Below are 18,055 nucleotides of genomic sequence, written 5' to 3'. Positions count from 1 at the left end.
CCATATGAAGTCACGAGCGATCCTGTGGACGGCGCTGCTGCTCGCGGCCTCCCCCCTGTCCGCCGCCACGGTCGCCATCGACGCCTCCCATGCCGACGAGATGCACCAGGAGGTCTCCCAGCTCAAGGATGCCGTGGCCGATCACGCCGCCACGGACGGCACCATCTACCGGCTGGCCCAGGACTTCTTCGGCCGCATACCCAGTTCGAAGATCGTGGTTCACGTCAACCTGCGCGGCTGGGACCGCGAGCCCACGCCGCCGGCCGCCCCGGCCGACGTCAAGCGCCTGGTCGCCAGCGCGGAACAACGCCTCGCTTTCTACGACAAGGAGATCCCCAAGCCCATGGCCGAGGCCATGAGCTACGCCCGCGGCATGCAGCAGAACGGCCGCGCGGACTTCGACCGCAAGGGCGAGCTCGCCGACCACGAGATGGGGGTCTACAACTACTGGCTCAACAAGGCCGAGCTGGGGACCATCAAGCTCAACGAACTCCTCTCCTTCCTCGCCACCAAGGTCGGGGACGCCATCGCCTTCGCCACGCTCATCCACGAGTCCGCTCACGCCCGCGACCAGCAGGCGGGCAAGCTCAACGGCACGGACGTCGTCGCCGGCGAGGTCTCGGCTTTCACGACCCAGTACCAGTGGCTCAAGGTCGCCGACCCCTATGACGAGCGCATCTGCTACCTGCGCGCCGCTTTCATGGCCGCGCAGCGCGAGCGCCCCAGCCGGCTGGGAGCCATGGGCCTGAGCTACCTCGACCACCTCGCCGAGCTGCAGGCCACCCAGGGCGACCCCAAGGCCATCCAGTCGATGGTCGAGAAGCTGGGCTACAAGGACGGCGGGGACCACCGGCACGACGGGACCAGCGCCTAGCCGCGGCTTGCCCGGGACGGCTCTTTACCGCGTTTTTAATCTCCTGTAACAGCCGTGCAACGCGCCTCGGCTATCCTGTCCTTGAGGAGATCGAGTATGCCCAGGGGATTCTTTCCGATTTGGCCGATGGCCGCCGCGCTTTTCGGCGGGCTGTGCCTGCTGCAGGCCTGGGATTCGCGGCAGATCGACCGAATGAACCTCGCGCCGGCCTATGCCGTGCGCGCCGGGACGCCGGCGATATACCGCGCTATCACCCGCGCCGAGATCATGCTCGCCGAGGCCGGCCAGTTCCTCAACTAACCGAGGTCTAGAGCCCCAGGTCCACGGCGATGGCGCGCATAGCGGCCACCGCGAGTTCGGCGAACTCGGGCAGGGGGATGCCCACCGCCTCGCATTCGCGGATGATGTCGCGGTCCACCGACGCGGCGAAGGACTTCTCCTTCATGCGCTTGACCACCGACGAGGGCCTGACGCTGGCGAGCTTCTGGTCCGGATAGACCAAGGTGGTGGCCGTCACCAGGCCCGTGATGGTCTCGCTGGCGGCCAGCGCCTTCTGGAAGACCGTGCTGCGCTTCTGGCCGTGGGCGTTCTCGTTGTGCATCTTGATGGCGTCCACGATCTCCGGGGCCACGCCGCGGGCGGTGAGCATCTCCACGGCCCTCAGGCCGTGGACCTTGAGGTCCCCGCCGGTCAGCTCCACGTCGAGGTCGTGCAGCAGGCCCGCCAGCCCCCAGGCCTCCTCGTCCTGCCCCAGTCGTCTGGCCGCGGCGCGCATCACCGCCTCGGAGGCCAGGCAATGCTTGAGCATGTTGGGGTTCTTCACGTGCTCCTGCAGAAGGTCCCAGGCTTCGGCCCGGGTGATTCCGGCTGTGACGCTCATTGTTCAGGCTCCTTGCGCACGCGGTGCGCCATCGGCTCGGGCAGGACGATGGAGAGCTCCACGAAACCGGCGCAGCGGCCCGCCCGATACCAGGGCGCCTGGTGGATGAGTTTCCTGACCGCCCCCTTCTCCACGGTGTAGGTGTTCGCGCGGGGGCTCTTGAGCATGTCGACCAGCAAAGACCGCGCCGGCTCGGGGTGGCAGTCGAGCAGGCTCTTGCCGACCAAGGCGCGGCCTCCGTTCTTTCGCAAGACCTCGCCGGCGGCCCGGTTCATGGACAGGATCACGCCCTGCTCGTCGCAGACCGTGATGGCGGCCGGGAACTCCTCGGTCCAATCATCGTCTCTCACCTTTTAATTATATACTAAAGGAGATGGACGCCGAAGCCTTCCGCAAGCTCGTGGGCGAAGTCAAGGTCCTGCGCGCCCCGGCCCACACGCTGGCGACCTTCGGGGCCACGCGCCTGACCTACCACCTGGTGTCCCCGGTCGAGGACCTCAAGGACCGGACCCGCCTGCGCCGGGGCACGGTCCTCTCCGACAAGCCTAAGATCATCACGCCCGACGCCTTCGCGGAGCGCTTCCAGGGCTTCGGCCGCCAGGCCAAGGAGTTCGCGCAATGGCTCACCCCGGCCTATCGGGACCTGCTGCGCGCCCTGGAGTACAATTTCAAGAACCAGGACCTCCGGACCCGCGTTCTGGCCGGCGAACCGCAGGCCGTGGCCGGCCGCATCATCACTGATCTGGACCGGCGGGAAGCCGGCGACGAGGCGGTCATCGGCTGCCCTGACGCGGCCTGGGGCCTGGCCCTCATGAAGTTCACCTTGGACCATGCGGCCCGCTCCTTCCCGGTCCAGGTGCGCGACTTGGAGCGCCGCGGCCTCTTCGACCCCGAAGGCCTGTCGGCTGACCGCCGGCGCCGGGAGGTCGAGCAGCTCTTCGCCGCAGCCCGGCAGGACCGCGGCGCAGTCGAGCTCTTGGGCCGCAAGCTCCGCGAATACGGCCTTTTCGAGGAATACGAGGACCGGTTCCTGGCGTTTTTCTGAAGTCCGTCATATTTGCTAAAATCCGTCCGGCTTTCATTATCGGAATAGAAGATCCCATGCTCCCGCGCACCGCTTTCGCCCGCCATCTCTGGGCCGCCTCGGCCGTATTGCTGGCGTCGGCGGCCTCGGTCAAGGCGGTGCGCGGCCACCAGAGCCAGAATCCCTACGCCCCCGGCGCGCCCTTGTATCGGCAGAAGGGAGAGGCCAAGGCCCCCATCGTCATCGTCGAGTTCTCGGATCTGCAGTGCCCGGCATGCCGCTTTGCGGTCGAGCCTCTGAAGAACCTGCTGTCCATCTACGGCCAGCAAGCGCGGCTCGTCTTCAAGCATTATCCTCTGCAACAACACCTCTCGGCTTGGCCCGCGGCCGTGGCCGCCGAATGCGCGGGCCGGCAGGGACGTTTCTGGGACCTCCATGATCTTCTCTACGACAAGCAGGCGGATTGGGCCCCGCCGGCCCCGAAAGAAGCGCAGACCAAGGCGCCGCCGCCCGGCTCGCCCCAGGACTTCATCCCCTACGCGCGCAGTCTCGGCTTGGACATGACGGCGTTTTCAGCCTGTCTCAAGGACCCCACGGTCTCCACTTTCATCGAAGCCGACCGGAAGGACGGCGACGACCACTGGGTCCTCTCCACCCCCACATTCTTCATCAACGGAAAGCGCTTCTCCGGCGCACGGCAGCTCTCGGAGGGCGGCGTCCCATGGATAGACAAGCTCCTAAAAAAGAAGTGAGCGGGACGCCCTGCGGACGTCCCGCCAACAGCGAGCGAGGCGCCTTCGGCGCCTCGCAACCGGCGTCCCCCTATAAGGGGGACGCCGGTTCCGTGGGGTGGCCGGCGCTGTGTGACCCGTGGTTCGGCTTAGCGGCCCGCATCCTCCTCGCCTTGGTCTTCATCATCTCCGGCACGCTCAAGGCCGCTGCGCCGATCGAGGAGTTCGCTTTGGTCATCGAGAACTACGGTCTGGTGACCTCACGTGACTTTATCCTCATCATAGCCGCCTTCCTGCCCTGGCTCGAGGTCGTCTTCGGCTTCGCCCTTCTCTTCGGGTTCCTGACCCGAGCCGCCGCCGCGGCCATCGGCGGCATGGTCATCGCCTTCGCCACCGCCATCCTCTACACGAAGCTCAAGGGCATCCGCCTGCCCAACTGCGGCTGCTTCGGCTTCGGCTTCCATCCCACCCCGTCCCAGGAGCTGGCCCTAAACGGGCTCTGGGCCGCGTGCGCCGTCCAGGCCTTCCGCCAGGGCGCCCAGCGGCTGAGCCTCGACAATTGGTGCCGTGCGCGAGATTAAGGGGCCGTCCTGGCGCGACCCGTCGGTCCTGACCTTCGTCTACTGGCTGGCCGTCCTGCTCCTGCCGCCTTTCCAGGACGTCGCCCTCAACGACGACTGGGCCTACGCCTCGGCCGTCCGCTCCATCTTCGAGGGCGGCCTCCGGCTCCCCGTATGGGCCCCGGCCAACCTCGTCGTCCAGGCCTGGTGGGGCGCGCTCTTCCGCGCGCTGTTCGGCCCCGGCTACGGCCCCCTGCGCCTCTCGACCCTCGTCTTGGGCTGGCTCGGCGTGCTGGCGTTCCACGACCTCTTGCGGCAGGAACGGCCGCAGGGGGACCCGGGCTCCGCCCTCCCGGCGGCCCTGCTCTTCGCTTTCAATCCCCTTTTCTTCGTCCTCTGCCCCAGCTTTATGACCGATGCCCCTGCCCTCTCGCTGGGCCTCGTCGCATTGGCCTTGAGCCGCCGGGCTTTCCGCGGCGACAGCTGCGACCGGCGCTGGCTGGTCGCCGGCGCCCTTTTCGCGGCCCTGGCTTACGGCATCCGCCAGACCGCCCTCTCCATCCCGGCAGGCCTCAGCGTCTGCTATTGGCGCAGACTCTCCCGGGACCGGCGCAGCCTAATTGCCGTGTGGCTCGTCCCGCTGGCCGCCGTGGCCGGCTATCAAGCCTGGCTGAGCCTCGTGCACGGCCCGACCGGCAACCACCATCCTTGGCTCTGGGAGACCCGGTTGAGCCTGGCCGGCTACGCGACGCTGCTTTCCCAGCGCCTGGCCGCCACCCTCGTCTATTGCGGCCTTTTCAGCATCCCATTGGCCGCGGCTTTCTGGTGCGACCGTCCTCTGGAAAGACTACGGCGCCTGCCGGCTCGGCGCTGGTATCCGGCTGCGGCCTTCGCCGCGGCCATGGCCCTTTTCCTGCTTTCCGGCGGCTGGCTGCCCTATTACCCGCTCCCGAAAGAAGGACTCCTGGCCCAGAATCTCTTCCATGAGTGCGCCTACATCAGCCGTTGGGGCCTGGGGTGCTTCAACATCAACGGCATGGACTTCCGCCCGCCCTTCTTCCTCCAGGGCGGCTGGTTCTGGAAGACCCTCAGCGGCCTCTCCTGGCTCTCGCTTGCGACTCTGGGGCTCGCCCTCACTGAAGGTCCGGTATCGGGGGCAGGGGCGCTGGCGACTCTGACCTTCGTGCCGCAGTTCGCCGCGACCTTGCTCGGTGCCTATTTCTTCGACCGCTACATCCTGGTCTTGGTCCCCGCGCTTTTGCTGTGCGCCCAGGCGGCTGCCAGCGGCCGCGCCCGCGCGCAGACCGCCCTGGGCATCGGGACCGCGCTCCTGGCCTGGTTCTCCTGGGCCGGGACGTCCGACTATCTGCGCGCCACGGCGGCGGCTTGGAGGCTGGGAGAAGGAGCGGTGGCCGCAGGGTTGCCGGCCAGCGCGGTCCATGCCGACATCGATTGGTGCTGGGCTCGCAACGAGGCCGCTGTCTCGGCCGACCTCAGCCGACGCCAGACTGCAGCCTGGCTTGACCCCAGCGATATCCGGGCGCTCGCTTGTCTCAGCGAGCCGAAGGCGGTCGTCACCTTCAAGGCGCCGCCCCGTCCGCCGCATGAGCTGCTGGCTGTGGAGAAGTACTTCTCTCCTCTTTCCGGGCGCACGGAACGGCTCTACCTCTACCGCCGCGCGGCCAGGGGGCAGCAGCAGAGGCCTTGATGATCAAACCTGCCGCCGAGACGCCGCGCTCCTGGATATTCGGCCTGCTTCTGATCGCCATGACATTCGGGGTCTTCTGGCCGGCGTTGACCCATGATTTCGTCAATCTCGACGACTGGTATTATGTGACGGGCAATGCCCATGTCCGCGGCGGCTTGAGCCTGTCCTTGGTCGGCTGGGCGTTCCGAGCCGTGGAGGCGGACAATTGGTATCCGCTGACCTTCATCTCCCATGCGCTCGACGTGCAACTCTTCGGTCTCCAGCCCTGGGGCCACCATCTCATGAATCTCCTGATCCACGCGGCCAACGCCGTGCTGCTGTTCATGGCCCTGCGCCGCATGACTCGCGACGCTTGGCGCAGCGCCTTCGTGGCGGCGATCTTCGCGGTCCATCCCCTGCAGGTCGAATCGGTGGCCTGGGTCGCCGAACGCAAGAACCTTCTCAGCTCCTGCTTCATCCTGATCGCGCTCTGGCGCTACGGCCTTTACGCGGAGAGGCCCACCAGGAGCCGCTACGCGGCGGTCCTCCTCTCTTTCGTCGCCGCCATACTCGCCAAGGCGGTGGCGGTCACCTTGCCCTGCCTGTTGCTGCTGCTGGACTACTGGCCGTTGGGCCGTTTCCGCAGAGGCTGGCGGCCGTTGTTCGTGGAAAAATTACCCCTCTTCGGCGTGGCGGCCGCCGCCGGTCTCGCGGCCCTTCATCACGCTCGCCTGGCGCGCCTGGGAGAGCTGCCGCTCCATTTGAGGGTGTCCAACGTCCTCGTCTCCGGCACGCTCTATCTGCGCAAGGCCGTCTGGCCCAGCGCTCTGTCGGTGCACTATCCGTATTACCTCGACTCTCTCAGCCTCAAGGCCGTCCTCGGCGCGCTGCTTCTGCTCGCCGTCATAAGCCTGGCTGCGGTCCGCCTGCGGTCAAGGCAGCCGGCTTGGCTTGCGGGCTGGCTATGGTTCTTGATCACGCTGGCCCCGATGGTCGGCCTGCTCCAGGTGGGCGACCGCGCCATGGCCGACCATTATGCCTATATTCCCCTCATCGGACTGGCCATCATGGCGGCATGGGCCATCCCTCCGGGGACTGCCGGGCGCGGCGTGGGCGCCGCGAGTCTGGCGGCTGTCGTCTTGCTCCCGGCCTTCATGATCGCGGCTGGCCTGCAGCTGCGCTTCTGGCGCAACAGCGTCGTGCTCTGGGAGCACGCGCTCTCCGTAAACTCGGATGATCCCGTCGCCCTCCGCTATCTCGGCTTGGCGTTCTATGAGCAAGGCAAGACCGCGCAGTCCATCACCCAGTTCCGCCGCGCTCTGGAGCTCGATCCCGCTTTTGCGGAGGCGCACAACAATCTGGGAGTCGCCTTGGCCGCGCAAGGAGACCTGGCGCAGGCGGCCGCGCAGCTGCGCCGCGCCCTGGAGCTGTCCCCGCGCTACGCCAAGGCGCACAACAATCTGGGGATGCTGTTGGCCGCGCAAGGCGCACTGGCCGGCGCCGCCGTTGAGTTCGCGGCGGCCGCGCAGGCCGATCCGGATCTGGCGGAGGCGCGGGAAAACCTGGCGCAGGTCCAAGCCCGGCTCGGCGGAAAGGCCCGGCCCTGATGGGTGATCAACGGGCTTTCCTTCGCGCTCGCGCATAGGGTATAATTCTCGCGCTTCCGCAATGCCCGGCCGCGCCTGCGCCATGGCCAAGATACTGATCATCGACGACGATTATTCGATCGTGGAACTGCTCTCCGACATCCTGACGCGCGAGGGCCACGGCGTGGAGACCGCCGGAGAAGCCGTGGAGGGCATGCAGAAGGCCCGGGCGCTTAAGCCCGACCTCATCATCCTGGACTATCACATGCCGGGGATGACCGGGGCGCACCTCTTCGAATCCCTGCGCCGCAACCAGGCCACGCACCTCACCCCGATCCTGTTCATGAGCGGCGAGGCCACCGGAGAGGATATCCTCAAGGAGATCGCCGACCCGGACGGAGCCAGCTTCCTCGCCAAGCCGGTGCATCTGCAGGATTTCCGGGCCGCCGTGCGCGAACTGCTGGCTCCGGCCTCCCCGCCGCAGTCCGGAAAGCCCTGACCCGGCCGCCATTTTTTGCTAAGATAGCCCTGTATCCGCAGGGAGAATCCATGGCAATGAAAATTGGTGGAGCGGCTGGCCTGACGGCGGTCCTGGCCTGCGTCTTGACGCTGTCCGGCTGCGCGTCCGGCAACAGCCGGCTCAAACGCCAGGCCGGCGAGGACAAGGGCCAGGCCGGCTCGGAGAGCGCCAAGCCGTATGTGCCCGGGGTCGAGGTCACCGAAGCGAGCCTGCGCGGCTCGGAGTTCACAGCGGTCCCGGAGTTGGAGACCATCCATTTTGACTACGACAGCTCAGGCCTCGGCGATGCGGCTCTGGCCGCCCTCAAGAAGAACGCCGAATACCTGAAGGCGCGCGACGAGCTCGACGTCCGCATCGCCGGATACTGCGACGAGCGCGGCACGGTGGAGTACAACCTGGCTCTGGGCCAGAAGCGCGCCAAGACGGTGCGCGAGTACTACATCCGGCTCGGGGTCCCGGGCGCGTCCTTGGGCACCATCAGCTACGGCAAGGAATCCCCGACCTGCTCCGAGTCCACCGAAGACTGCTGGGCCCAGAACCGCCGGGCGGAGACGGGGGTGCGCTCCCGGGCTCCGGCGCCCGTTCCGGCCTCCGCCCCGGCCCCCGGAACCGACAGCGCCCAATGATGAGGAGGATACTCCCCCTCGGACTGCTCCTGGCCTCGGCCGCGGGACTGGGCGGCTGCGTCGCCACGCAGAGGGACGTGCTGGACCTGGAGAACCAGACCGACGAGCTCAAGCACCAGGTGGCGGATCTCAAGAACACGATCTCCTCGATGCAGAGCAACCAGGCGGACCTCAGCGTGCAGATGCAGCGCCTGCAGGAAGGGCTCACCGCTTTCAACGAGACCGTACGCCACTCCGAGGGGCAGATGAGCGAGCTGTCCTCCAAGATCGACGACCTCGCCGCCACCATCGGCAACAAGGTCGCCGCCATCGGGACCACCCTGACCACGGTCCAGGCCAAGAGCATCGACGAGCAGAAGGCGTCCTTGGCCCAGTCGCAGGCGGCTCTGACCAGCCAGCTCCAGCAGACCGCGCCCTCGGAGCTCTTCCAGGCCGCCGAAGTGCGCCTGAACAAGAAATCCTACGACTTGGCCGCCAAGGGCTTCGAGCAGTACATCAGCAGCTTCCCGAAAGGCGCGCTGGCGGACGTGGCCACCTACGACCTGGGCGAGGCCTACTACGGCCTCAAGAAGTGGAAAGCCGCCGGCCGCCAATTCGGCATCTACCTCGAGAAGTACCCCAAGAGCGTGCTGACCGCCTCCGCCCGGATCAAGTACGCCCTCTGCCTCATCAATCTGCGCAAGGACACGCCCGAGGCCCGGCAGTACCTGGAATCCGTGGTGGCGGACTTCCCCTCCAGCCCCGAAGCCAAGGCGGCGGAGCACCAGCTCAAGAAGCTCGCGGCCGCAAGCGCGAAAAAGGCCGAGGACCCGGCGCCGTGACCGCGCTGGGCCTGAGCCTGGCCCTGGCCGCGTTGGCACCTGCGCCTTCGGCGCAGGCCGCGCCGGAGGCGCCGGAGGTCCACATCAGCCTGGCCGGCCGCGCGGGCGGGACGCGCGCCATCGTCCTGGCTCTGCCGCCATTCGTCGCCGAGGACCCCCAGCGGGGCGCGGACGCGCTATCTGCCAAGCAGCTGCGCGACGTGGTGCGCGACGACCTGCTCTTCTCGCGGTCCTTCACCATCCTCGAGGAGGGCCCGCATTTCGATGGCGCCAACCTCAAGGACATCGCGCCCCAGTGGAAGGCGCGCCTGGCCGGCTGCCTGCTCGTGGCCAAGGTCGGCTCCGCCGCCAAGCTGTCCCTGTCCGCCCAGCTGGTGGACGTCGGCTCCGGCGAGACCCTGTTCGAGCGCTACTACCGTCAGGAAGCGGCCTTCCCCCGCTCGCTGGCCCATCGTCTGGCCGACGATCTGGTCCTGCATCTGACCGGGAAGAACGGCGTCGCGCACACCATGATCGCCTTCGCCAACGACTCCACCGGCCACAAGGAGATCTCCGTGATGGACTATGATGGGGCCACCCGCCGCAAGCTCACGGCCTACGGCTCCATCTCCCTGCTGCCGCGCTTCGCGCCCGACCGCAAGTCTTTGGTCTTCACCAGCTACAAGGACGGCAACCCCGACCTCTTCCGTATGGACCTGGCCACCGGCAAGGTCGCAGTCCTTTCCGCTGACCAGGGCCTCAACATCGCCGGCGGCTTCTCTCCGGACGGGACGCAGCTGCTCATGACCCTCTCCCGGCAGAAGAGCCCCAACCTCCATCTCAAGAACATCTCCGACGGCTCGGTCACCCGGCTCACCCAGCATTTCGGCGCGGACAGCTCCCCGACCTTCTCGCCGGACGCCGCGCAGGTGGCCTTCGTCTCCGACCGCTCCGGCAACCCCCAGATCCATATCCTCGACATGACCACCCAGCGGGTCAAGCGCCTCACCAACCTCAACTGGTGCGACTCGCCCGCGTGGTCCCCGACCGGGGAATGGATCGCCTTCGCGGGCCGCGCCCACAACAAGGACAAGATGGACATCTTCCTGGTGGACATCACGGGCAACCAGATCCGCCAGCTCACGCACGGCGAGGGCGCCAGCGAGAACCCCAGCTGGTCCCCGGACGGCCGCTTCCTCGCCTTCACCAGCACGCGCAGCGGTCGCGGCGAGCTCTTCGTCATGGACGCGGACGGCTCCGCGCCCCACCGCCTCGCCGACATCCCGGGCAACACCACCACCCCGACCTGGTCCGACTAGTCCAAGGAGAACGCCATGAGATTCATGATACTGGGAGCCGGGATGCAGGGCCGGGCTTGCGCCTTCGACATGCTCAAGAATCCGGCGGTGACGGAGATCCTGCTGGCCGACAGCTCAGCGAAGATGCTGGCCAAGACCAAGGCCTTCCTCAAGTCGCCCAAGGTCAAGACCGCGCGGGCCGACGCTGGCGACACCGCTCGCGTGAAAAGCCTCGCTCGCGGCCGCGACGCCCTAGTCAGCGCCGTGCCCTATTTCTTCAACCTGCCCCTGGCCAAGGCCGCGGTCGCGGCCAAGGTCAATTACGTGGACCTGGGCGGCAACACCGGGATCGTGCGCCAAGAGCTGGCCCTGCACGCGCAGGCCAAGAAGGCCGGCATCTGCGTCCTGCCCGACAACGGCCTCGGGCCGGGCATGATCTCCACCATCGCGGTGCACGGGATGGAGCAGCTCGACCAGAGCGACGAAGTCCTCATCCGCGACGGCGGCCTGCCCCAGAAGCCGGTGCCGCCCATGGACTACATGCTCACTTTCTCGGAGCACGGCCTCATCAACGAGTACGTGGAGAACGCCACGGCCCTGCGCAACGGCAAGCGCGTCGAGGTCGGCGGCCTCTCCGAGGTCGAGACCATCGACCTGCCCGCCCCCCTGGGCCGCTGCGAGGCCGCGCACGCGGCCGGGGGCCTCTCCACCATGGCCTGGACCTATGCCGGCAAGGTCAAGACCATGGACAACAAGCTCATCCGCTATCCCGGGCACATCGCGGTCATCACCGCCATGCGCGCCATGGGATTCTTCGACCAGACGCCCCGCACCTTCGGCAAGCTCCGGCTCCCTCCGCGCGAGATGAGCGCCAAGCTCTTCCGCGAGCACTTCGACCGGCCCGGGGACAAGGACCTGGTGGTCATCCACGTCACGGTGCGGGGCCGCAAGGACGGCAAGCGCGCCGAGGTCGTCTACTTCATGCTCGACCGCTATGACGAGAAGACCGGGATGACCGCCATGATGAGGACCACGGGCTTCCCGGCGTCGATCGTGGCGCAGATGGCGGCCGCGCGGCGCATCCCGCCCGGCGCCTATCCGGTCGAGACCGGAGTTCCCGCCGGCGAGTTCATCCGGGAGGCCCGCCGCCGCGGCTTCGACTTGAACTGGAAGCTGCGCTTCCTCGATTAAAGGAGCGATCATGCGCATCTGGGGATTTCTGCTGGCCGCCGTCTGCCTGGGCTGCGCCCATCCGGGCACCCGCGTCGAACACGATACGGGCTTCGACTTCTCGCGCTACCGGCGCGTCGGCGTGGCGCCCTTCATCGACGGCCGCGGCCAGGGGCGCAGCATCACCGAGGGCATCGCCGGGGGCCTCAAGCGCATCGGGCACGGCGGCGCGGACCTCAAGGCGGTCGCGGACATCATCAGGGAGTACAAGCCGGACCGGGACTTCGGCATGACCATCGAGGCCCTGGAGCTCCTCCGGGGCAAGGCCTCCGCCGATGCGATCATCATGGGCAGAATGAACCCCGACTGGAGCGCGGCCTCCATCAGCCTAGTCGACACCGAGACCGGGGACTCCGTCCTGACGGCCGCGCTCAAGCCCGCCGACCGGAAGCAGAAGGCCTTCACCAGCGCGGACGAGGTCGTCACGGAGACGCTGCGCGTCTTGACCGTTCTGGCCCAGTAACCCCAAGGCTCGATATCCGGTAGACCGAGAACCCCGGATTGGAGTAGAGGGCCGGACCGGGGAACGGGCGCTCAGACGGAGCCACGAGATAGCCGGCGCGATATCGCTGCGCCAGGCGCGAGAGCTCCGCGCCGGGAGGCAGGGACTCGACCCGGAGCGAATCGCCGATGCGCCTGAGCCACTCCGGCCCGAAAGCCGGCGCCCAGTGCACGGCGCCCGCGTCAGTCCATTCGGCCACGGGAGAGCGCCGGGAGAATACGCGGAAGCCCTGGGAAGCCCCGGGCACGAAGAAGACGGCGTCGGCCGGGGTTTCGGCCCTCGCCCACTCCTGGGCCAGCCGCCAATCGGCATCCAGGGCGCTGCCGGCGTCAGGACCGCCGCCTATGCGGAGCCTATGGCCCAGCCAGGGCGCCATGGGCAGCAGGCCCAGGAGCAAGGCGGCCAAGGCTCTGCGGGCCGGCGGGCCGGCTGGAGCCTCGGGCACCGTTCCCGGAGCCATGATGAGCGCGAAGAGCAGCCCCTGGGAAAGGTTCCACCAGAGTTGGACCGGGAAGAGGAGGATGTTCCCCAGACAGCAGAGGAGTCCCGCCGCGGCGCCGAAGCGCAGCCAGCCCGGGCGGTGCCGCTCGATGATCATGAGCAGCAGGACGCACAGGGGATAGGGCGACGGGCCCACTCGCGCGAGGCAGGCGACCGCCAGAGCGCTGATCGCCAAGGGGCCCAGCCCCGGATCTTCCAGGGCGGCCAGGATGTACTCGGCGGCGCAGATCAGCCCGAGGACGCAGAAGACCGCGTCGCCGCGGAACAGTTGGGCCAGCACCACCACCGGCACGGGCCGGACTTCACCGAAGACCCATGCCGCCAGCGCCATCACCCCCATGGCCGCGAGGAAGGCGCGGATGCTCCGGGCCGGCAGGCAACGAGGCAGCGTGGACCAGATGAGGTACAGCAGCAAAGGGATCTTGGTCAGGATGTCGCACCATTTCGCCGCAGGCCAAAGGCTCGGGAAATAGTGGCCGGGATACCATAGCCTGAGGATCTCCACCGTCTGCCGGCCGCCCCAGCCTCCGGGGGGCCGGTGCGCGCTCTGCCACCAGAACCAGGGCAGCGCCATCAAGGCGAAGGCCAGCCAGCCTCGCAGGAGCTTCCGGCTCGGAGCGGCGCAGAGGGTCGCCGCCAGGAACATGAGGGCGACGTGGCCCGCCAACATGCCGTTGAGGGCGCAGACCGCGGCCAGGAGCCCGAGGGCCAGCGCGAACCTCTCCTCCAGGAACCAGGCGAGCGACAGCAGCAGGAACGGCGCGGCCAGCGTGGTGTGGTAGAGGCTGCTCTTGATCATGGGCTCCTCGCCCAGGGGCGTGAGCACGTTCGTCAAAGGGCTTACGGCGGCCAGCAGGCAAGCCAGGACGGCGGTCCGGCGCTGGGCGAACATCGCCCCGGCCGTCCGATAGACGACGCCGAACCAAAGCAGCCGCACGGGGATGTAGAGGAGCAGATGCAGGCGCTCGAGATCGACGAAGCGGGACAGGCAGGCCATGAGTCGGGGATAGAGGCTGGGGAAGGAGCGCAAGGCCTCGACATAGGGGTCGTTCGGGTAGAGGCCGGCCTCTTTGAGCTTGCGGATGAGCGGCAGGATCAAGACGACGTGGGGATCGGTCCCGAAGCTGTAGCCGTAGCACAGCAGGTTGAGCAGGGCGGCCGCCAAGACCGTCATCCCGGGCGCCCAATAGGCGGCAGGGAGGCTGCGCGGGGCCGGCCGGTCAGCCACGGCGGGGCATGGTCACGGTGAACCGGGCGCCCCGGCCGGGCCCGTCGCTGTAGGCTACGATGGACCCGCCGTGCTTCTGCAGCACGCGCAGGGCGGCCGACAGGCCCAGCCCGCTGCCCTCTTTGCCCTTGGTGGTGAAGAAAGGCTCGAAGATGCGCTCCTGCTCATCCGGCCGGATGCCCCGGCCGTCGTCTTCGACGATCACCTCGCAGAGGCCCGGCTTCCAGGGCAGCTCGCGCCAGCTGAACTTCCCGGGCGCGGCCCGCGCCGTCACGCCGATGCGGCCGCCGGTGCGGACCGAGTCGGCGGCGTTGTGGAGCACCACGAGGAGCGCCTCCTCCATCAGCACGGCGTCGCCCAGCACGGGCAGGGGCTCCCCCAAAGAGACGACCAGGCGGACCCGGCGGTTCTGCAGGCGCGGGGTCAGCGCATCGAGCGCTCGCCGCAGGGGCTCGCGCAGGTCGAAACGCGCGCGGTCCATCTCCTCGATGCGCCCCAGGTCCAGGAGGCCTTTGAGGATCACCCGGCAGTGATCCACCTCGTCGCGGATCTGGTTGAGCTCGGTGAGTTCCTGCGGCGTGCGGCGGTCGCTCTGGGCAAGGACCTCCGCGTTGACCATGATGGTGGTCAGCGGCCCCTTGATGCGATGCGCCACCTCCGCGGCAAGCCGGCCCAGGGCGGCCAGCCTCCCGTACTGGACCAGGCGGTCCTGGTGCCTGCGCTCGAGGTCTCCCTGGACCTGCCGGCTGTCCCGGGACAGGATGGCCAGCAGGGCGGACGACACCCACAAGAAATTGACGCGCAGCCAGAAGCTGGCCGTATGGGGCAGCCCCTCCCGGGGATGCCAGGCCGAGACCAGGTACAGGCCCGAGGTCACCACCGCCACGATCAGGCTCTGGGTCAGGTTGCGCAGGAGGGCGGTGCCGAAGATGATGATGAAGTAGATGAGATAGAGGTCCGATCCGTGCTGCGTCCAATGCAGGATGAGGGAGGCGAGGGCCGCGTCGCCCATGAACAGGCCCACCTCGAAGTACCAGCTCCCCAGGACCTTCTCCGGCGCCGCTTGTAGGAAGACCATCGCCGCCCCGCCCGCCGCCACCAAGAACAGGAACCGGCCCTCCCATTCGGCCAGGCTGGTCTCTTGGTAGAGGAAGATGAGCAGCAGCACGGCCATGAACAGGCCCTGGAAGGCGAAATAGACGGCGCGCCGCCCCGTGCCGACTTCAGCCATGGGCGGCCTGGAAACGATAGCCGAACTTGGGCACGGTCTCGATCAAGAGCCCCCGCTTGCCGAGCTTCCTGCGGATGTTCTTGATGTGCGTGTCCAGGCTCCGGGTGGCCACCTCCGTCCCGTAGGACGAGGTGTTCTCGATGAGGTAGCTGCGGCTCAAGGCCCGCCCGCGCTTGGCGGCCAGCAGGTAGAGCACCTCGAACTCCTTGGGCTGCAGGCGCACAGGCCGGCCGTCAACGGAGACGCTGCGGTTGTCCCAGTCCAGCCGCACCCCGGAGACGGCGATCAGCCCATGGCGGACCTCAGGCCGGCAGCGCCTGAGCACGCTCTGGATGCGCGCCAAGAGCTCCATGGCGCCGAAGGGCTTGACCACGTAATCATCCGCGCCGAGATTGAGGCCCACGACTTTGTCTCCCTCGCCGGCCATCCCGGTCAGGAAGATGACCGGGATGCCGTGGGTGGCCGAGTTGTCTTTGAGCGCCTTGAGCACCGCGCGGCCGTCGCCTCCGGGCAGGCGGATGTCGAGCAGGATGAGGTCCGGGTGCAGACGGAGCGCAGCGGGCAGGGCCTGGTCCGGGACGGCGACGTGGTCGAGCGAGAAGGAGTCCCCCAAGGTCAGGGTCTTCTCGACCGCGGCCACGATGAGGGGGTCGTCCTCGACGATCAGGACCTTGGGCATGTGGGCTGGGTCCGCCCCAGCTTGGCCATTATAATGAATTCACGCTTCCCGCACAACCAGCAGGGGAGGACGTCCGTCATCCCGTGATGGGCTCCCTAGGACTTCTTGGCCAGCACATTCCCCATCCATCTCAGCATGCTGGCGTCGTCCAGGCCGCGCCCTTGGGTCTGGCGCAGATGCCTGGCCAGCTCGAGCTTGAGCAACGGGATATCCTTCTTGCCCGTCCTGAGGAACTGGACGTCGGGCAGCAGATGCGAGTACTCGGCTCCGGCGAGCCAACCGGCATCGACGCTGCGGCGCCGGACCAGCACCAGATTGTCGTCGTCCCAGTAGACCAATGCCCAGACCGCCTTGGGCATGTAGGTGAGATAATACGACTGGCCTCCGAGGAAGCTCTTGCCGGCATCGCCGGTCAGCTTCTTCAGGTTGAAATAGCGGAAGCTGCGCTGCATGCAGGCGACCTCCACCTGATGCCTGTCCAGCATGCGCTGCCAGCTCTCGGGCCGGCGCACGGCGGCGACGGTCTCCAGCAGAAGGTCGTGGAAGATATACCGGCCGTCATAGAACACGCGGTAATCAGGGTACAGCCGCCAGCCCAGGTAGCCCCCATGATGCCACACGTTGAGCAGCCTCTTGCCTTTGAGGTGGTCTTCCTGAGCCAGGAACCGGCACATCATCCAGGCCGGCTCGGAACACCACTTGGTCCCGTTGAAGAGCGGGATCACGGGCCAATAATACTTCGCGATATCGAAGCAGGTCGCGGCGCCAGTCAAAGCGCCGAAGGCAGCCAGGGACCACAGCCATTTCCGGCCTGGCCGCAGCTCCCGTATCCAGGACAGCGCCAACGGGACCGCCAGCAGGAAGAAGAAGGTCCGGTGCCTCCCGTGGGTGGAGGAGACCACCAGGAAGTAGGCCAGAGCCAGGAGGTGCGCGTAGGCGGTCCGACGGGTCCGGATGAAATGCACCAGCGCCGCCGACAACGAGAAGACCACCAGCAGCCAGTAGGGCCAGGTGTCAAATCGGGTCACATCCGCGGGCTGCCACTCCATGATGTATTCCTGCAGGAAGGGCAGCAGGCGCGCATGCTCGAACAGGACCACATAGACCTTCCATCCATAAGGGTTGCACAGGGTGCCCAAGACCGCGGCAGCCAGCAATCCCAGATAGGCTGGGGCGCGCTCCCAGGGACGCCAGCCGCGGCCATAAGCCCACGGCAGCGCGGTCTCGATGAGGTCCCCGGCCGCGTAGAAGCCGATGAGCAGGAGCCCGAAAGCGAAGCCCAGGTGAAGATTGGCCCATAGGCAGAACCCCAGGGCGGCCCAAGCCAGGTGCGCCGCTCGAGGCTTCAGTCTTCCCTGCCGGAACGATTCCAACCCCCAGAAGGCGCCCCCGAAGAAAATCAAGGAGAAGAGGTCGGGCCGCAGACTGATGTTCTGCCCCTGCATCATGAATAGAGCGCCCAAGCCCCGGACCCAATCTCTGAGGCCGAAAAGCCTCAGCAAGGAGAGGAAGATCGCCAACAGAGCGCAAAAGAGGACGGCACGCAGCGCGATGAACCCGGCATACCCTCCGACGAGGTAGACCGGATAGTAGAGCAGTTGGGTCAACCACTCGAAATCGCACCAGGGCTGCCCGCCCATCGTATGGGACAGGAAGTCCACGCGAGGGATGGCCTTAGTCTGCAAGATGTGGCGCCCGGCGCTCAAGTGCCAGAATAGATCGGGGTTCATCTCCGGCACAAAGAAGGTGCTCGCCGCCATGGCCACGGCCAGGCAGAAGCAGACCCTCTCCAAGCGCGGCAAGGAGTTCCGCCAGGAAGCGCGGAGTGGCTGGCCCGAGGCTTCATCCATGGGGAAGGGGCCGGCTGCACCGATGCAATCGCCAGGGGAGCCGGCGTCCCCTGGCGATCCCGTCGCCGACTGCGACCGACATCCGCCCTCGGCTACTGCGGCAGCAGGTCGTTGATGGCGCTGGCGTTGCTGGAGCTGTAGTTCCCGGTCAGGGAATTGAAGGTGACCGTGTATTGGCTGTACGCGGTCGGAGCCCCCGCGCTGCGGGTGAAGGTGACGGTCCAGCCCGCGGCCTGGGTCCCGCCGGT

19 protein-coding genes are annotated in these 18,055 nt (G+C 67.4%); 13 read left to right on the top strand and 6 right to left on the bottom strand.

What is annotated here, in order from left to right:
- Both NTY77_08010 and NTY77_08005 read left to right on the top strand, forming a co-directional pair.
- Positions 1-874 (top strand): hypothetical protein (locus tag NTY77_08010; protein ID MCX5795421.1); only part of this gene is annotated, 874 nt, incomplete at its 5' end.
- 96 nt (positions 875-970) lie between these two features.
- Positions 971-1,174 (top strand): hypothetical protein, encoded by a 204-nt coding sequence (locus NTY77_08005; GenBank protein MCX5795420.1) that lies wholly within the window; start codon positions 971-973, stop codon positions 1,172-1,174.
- A gap of 7 nt (positions 1,175-1,181) precedes the next feature.
- On the opposite strand, the gene NTY77_08000 is transcribed toward NTY77_08005, so the two are convergent.
- Both NTY77_08000 and NTY77_07995 read right to left on the bottom strand, forming a co-directional pair.
- The gene (locus tag NTY77_08000; protein ID MCX5795419.1) at positions 1,182-1,754 is read right to left on the bottom strand and encodes an HDIG domain-containing protein; all 573 of its coding nucleotides are present in this window, start codon (positions 1,752-1,754) and stop codon (positions 1,182-1,184) included.
- Positions 1,751-2,104: a PAS domain-containing protein gene (locus NTY77_07995; protein MCX5795418.1), complete on the bottom strand. Its 354-nt coding sequence runs from the start codon at positions 2,102-2,104 to the stop codon at positions 1,751-1,753. Before NTY77_07995 ends, NTY77_08000 begins: the two co-directional genes overlap by 4 nt.
- A 23-nt stretch (positions 2,105-2,127) precedes the next feature.
- Between NTY77_07995 and NTY77_07990 the strand changes: the two genes are divergently transcribed.
- The 11 genes from NTY77_07990 to NTY77_07940 all read left to right on the top strand — a co-directional run bounded on the left by NTY77_07990 (position 2,128) and on the right by NTY77_07940 (position 12,279).
- A complete protein-coding gene (locus tag NTY77_07990) occupies positions 2,128-2,799 on the top strand; it encodes a hypothetical protein (GenBank protein ID MCX5795417.1) in 672 nt (223 codons plus the stop codon).
- A 56-nt stretch (positions 2,800-2,855) separates the two neighbouring features.
- Positions 2,856-3,530, top strand: a complete 675-nt coding sequence (locus NTY77_07985; protein MCX5795416.1) for a thioredoxin domain-containing protein — start codon at positions 2,856-2,858, stop codon at positions 3,528-3,530.
- On the top strand, positions 3,527-4,090 hold the full coding sequence (locus tag NTY77_07980) for a DoxX family protein (protein MCX5795415.1): 564 nt from the start codon (positions 3,527-3,529) through the stop codon (positions 4,088-4,090). Before NTY77_07985 ends, NTY77_07980 begins: the two co-directional genes overlap by 4 nt.
- Positions 4,077-5,777 (top strand): hypothetical protein, encoded by a 1,701-nt coding sequence (locus tag NTY77_07975; protein MCX5795414.1) that lies wholly within the window; start codon positions 4,077-4,079, stop codon positions 5,775-5,777. The genes NTY77_07980 and NTY77_07975 overlap by 14 nt, the downstream gene beginning before the upstream one ends.
- Complete coding sequence (locus tag NTY77_07970) at positions 5,777-7,363, top strand: tetratricopeptide repeat protein (GenBank protein ID MCX5795413.1); 1,587 nt, start codon at positions 5,777-5,779, stop codon at positions 7,361-7,363. Before NTY77_07975 ends, NTY77_07970 begins: the two co-directional genes overlap by 1 nt.
- Before the next feature lie 82 nt (positions 7,364-7,445).
- On the top strand, positions 7,446-7,841 hold the full coding sequence (locus NTY77_07965; protein MCX5795412.1) for a response regulator: 396 nt from the start codon (positions 7,446-7,448) through the stop codon (positions 7,839-7,841).
- A gap of 50 nt (positions 7,842-7,891) precedes the next feature.
- Positions 7,892-8,488 (top strand): OmpA family protein, encoded by a 597-nt coding sequence (locus tag NTY77_07960; GenBank protein MCX5795411.1) that lies wholly within the window; start codon positions 7,892-7,894, stop codon positions 8,486-8,488.
- On the top strand, positions 8,488-9,309 hold the full coding sequence (gene bamD / locus NTY77_07955; protein ID MCX5795410.1) for an outer membrane protein assembly factor BamD: 822 nt from the start codon (positions 8,488-8,490) through the stop codon (positions 9,307-9,309). The genes NTY77_07960 and bamD overlap by 1 nt, the downstream gene beginning before the upstream one ends.
- Entirely contained in the window at positions 9,306-10,607 is a 1,302-nt protein-coding gene (locus NTY77_07950) for a Tol-Pal system beta propeller repeat protein TolB (protein ID MCX5795409.1), read from the top strand. Before bamD ends, NTY77_07950 begins: the two co-directional genes overlap by 4 nt.
- A 15-nt stretch (positions 10,608-10,622) precedes the next feature.
- The gene (locus NTY77_07945) at positions 10,623-11,777 is read left to right on the top strand and encodes a saccharopine dehydrogenase NADP-binding domain-containing protein (protein ID MCX5795408.1); all 1,155 of its coding nucleotides are present in this window, start codon (positions 10,623-10,625) and stop codon (positions 11,775-11,777) included.
- Positions 11,778-11,787: 10 nt separating this feature from the next.
- The gene (locus NTY77_07940) at positions 11,788-12,279 is read left to right on the top strand and encodes a hypothetical protein (protein MCX5795407.1); all 492 of its coding nucleotides are present in this window, start codon (positions 11,788-11,790) and stop codon (positions 12,277-12,279) included.
- Here the strand turns inward: NTY77_07940 and NTY77_07935 are convergent.
- The 4 genes from NTY77_07935 to NTY77_07920 form a co-directional block, all read right to left on the bottom strand.
- Positions 12,239-14,047: a hypothetical protein gene (locus tag NTY77_07935; GenBank protein ID MCX5795406.1), complete on the bottom strand. Its 1,809-nt coding sequence runs from the start codon at positions 14,045-14,047 to the stop codon at positions 12,239-12,241. The two genes, NTY77_07940 and NTY77_07935, sit on opposite strands and share 41 nt — an antisense overlap.
- On the bottom strand, positions 14,040-15,278 hold the full coding sequence (locus NTY77_07930) for an ATP-binding protein (GenBank protein ID MCX5795405.1): 1,239 nt from the start codon (positions 15,276-15,278) through the stop codon (positions 14,040-14,042). Before NTY77_07930 ends, NTY77_07935 begins: the two co-directional genes overlap by 8 nt.
- A complete protein-coding gene (locus tag NTY77_07925; GenBank protein ID MCX5795404.1) occupies positions 15,271-15,957 on the bottom strand; it encodes a response regulator transcription factor in 687 nt (228 codons plus the stop codon). The genes NTY77_07930 and NTY77_07925 overlap by 8 nt, the downstream gene beginning before the upstream one ends.
- A gap of 95 nt (positions 15,958-16,052) precedes the next feature.
- Positions 16,053-17,807 (bottom strand): hypothetical protein, encoded by a 1,755-nt coding sequence (locus tag NTY77_07920; protein ID MCX5795403.1) that lies wholly within the window; start codon positions 17,805-17,807, stop codon positions 16,053-16,055.
- Positions 17,808-18,055: the final 248 nt, after the last annotated feature.

The sequence above is a fragment of the Elusimicrobiota bacterium genome, assembly GCA_026388095.1.
GTDB lineage: Bacteria > Elusimicrobiota > Elusimicrobia > UBA1565 > UBA9628 > UBA9628.
Note: the sequence above shows the minus strand (reverse complement) of the source record. Positions and strands in the feature narration are given on the sequence as shown.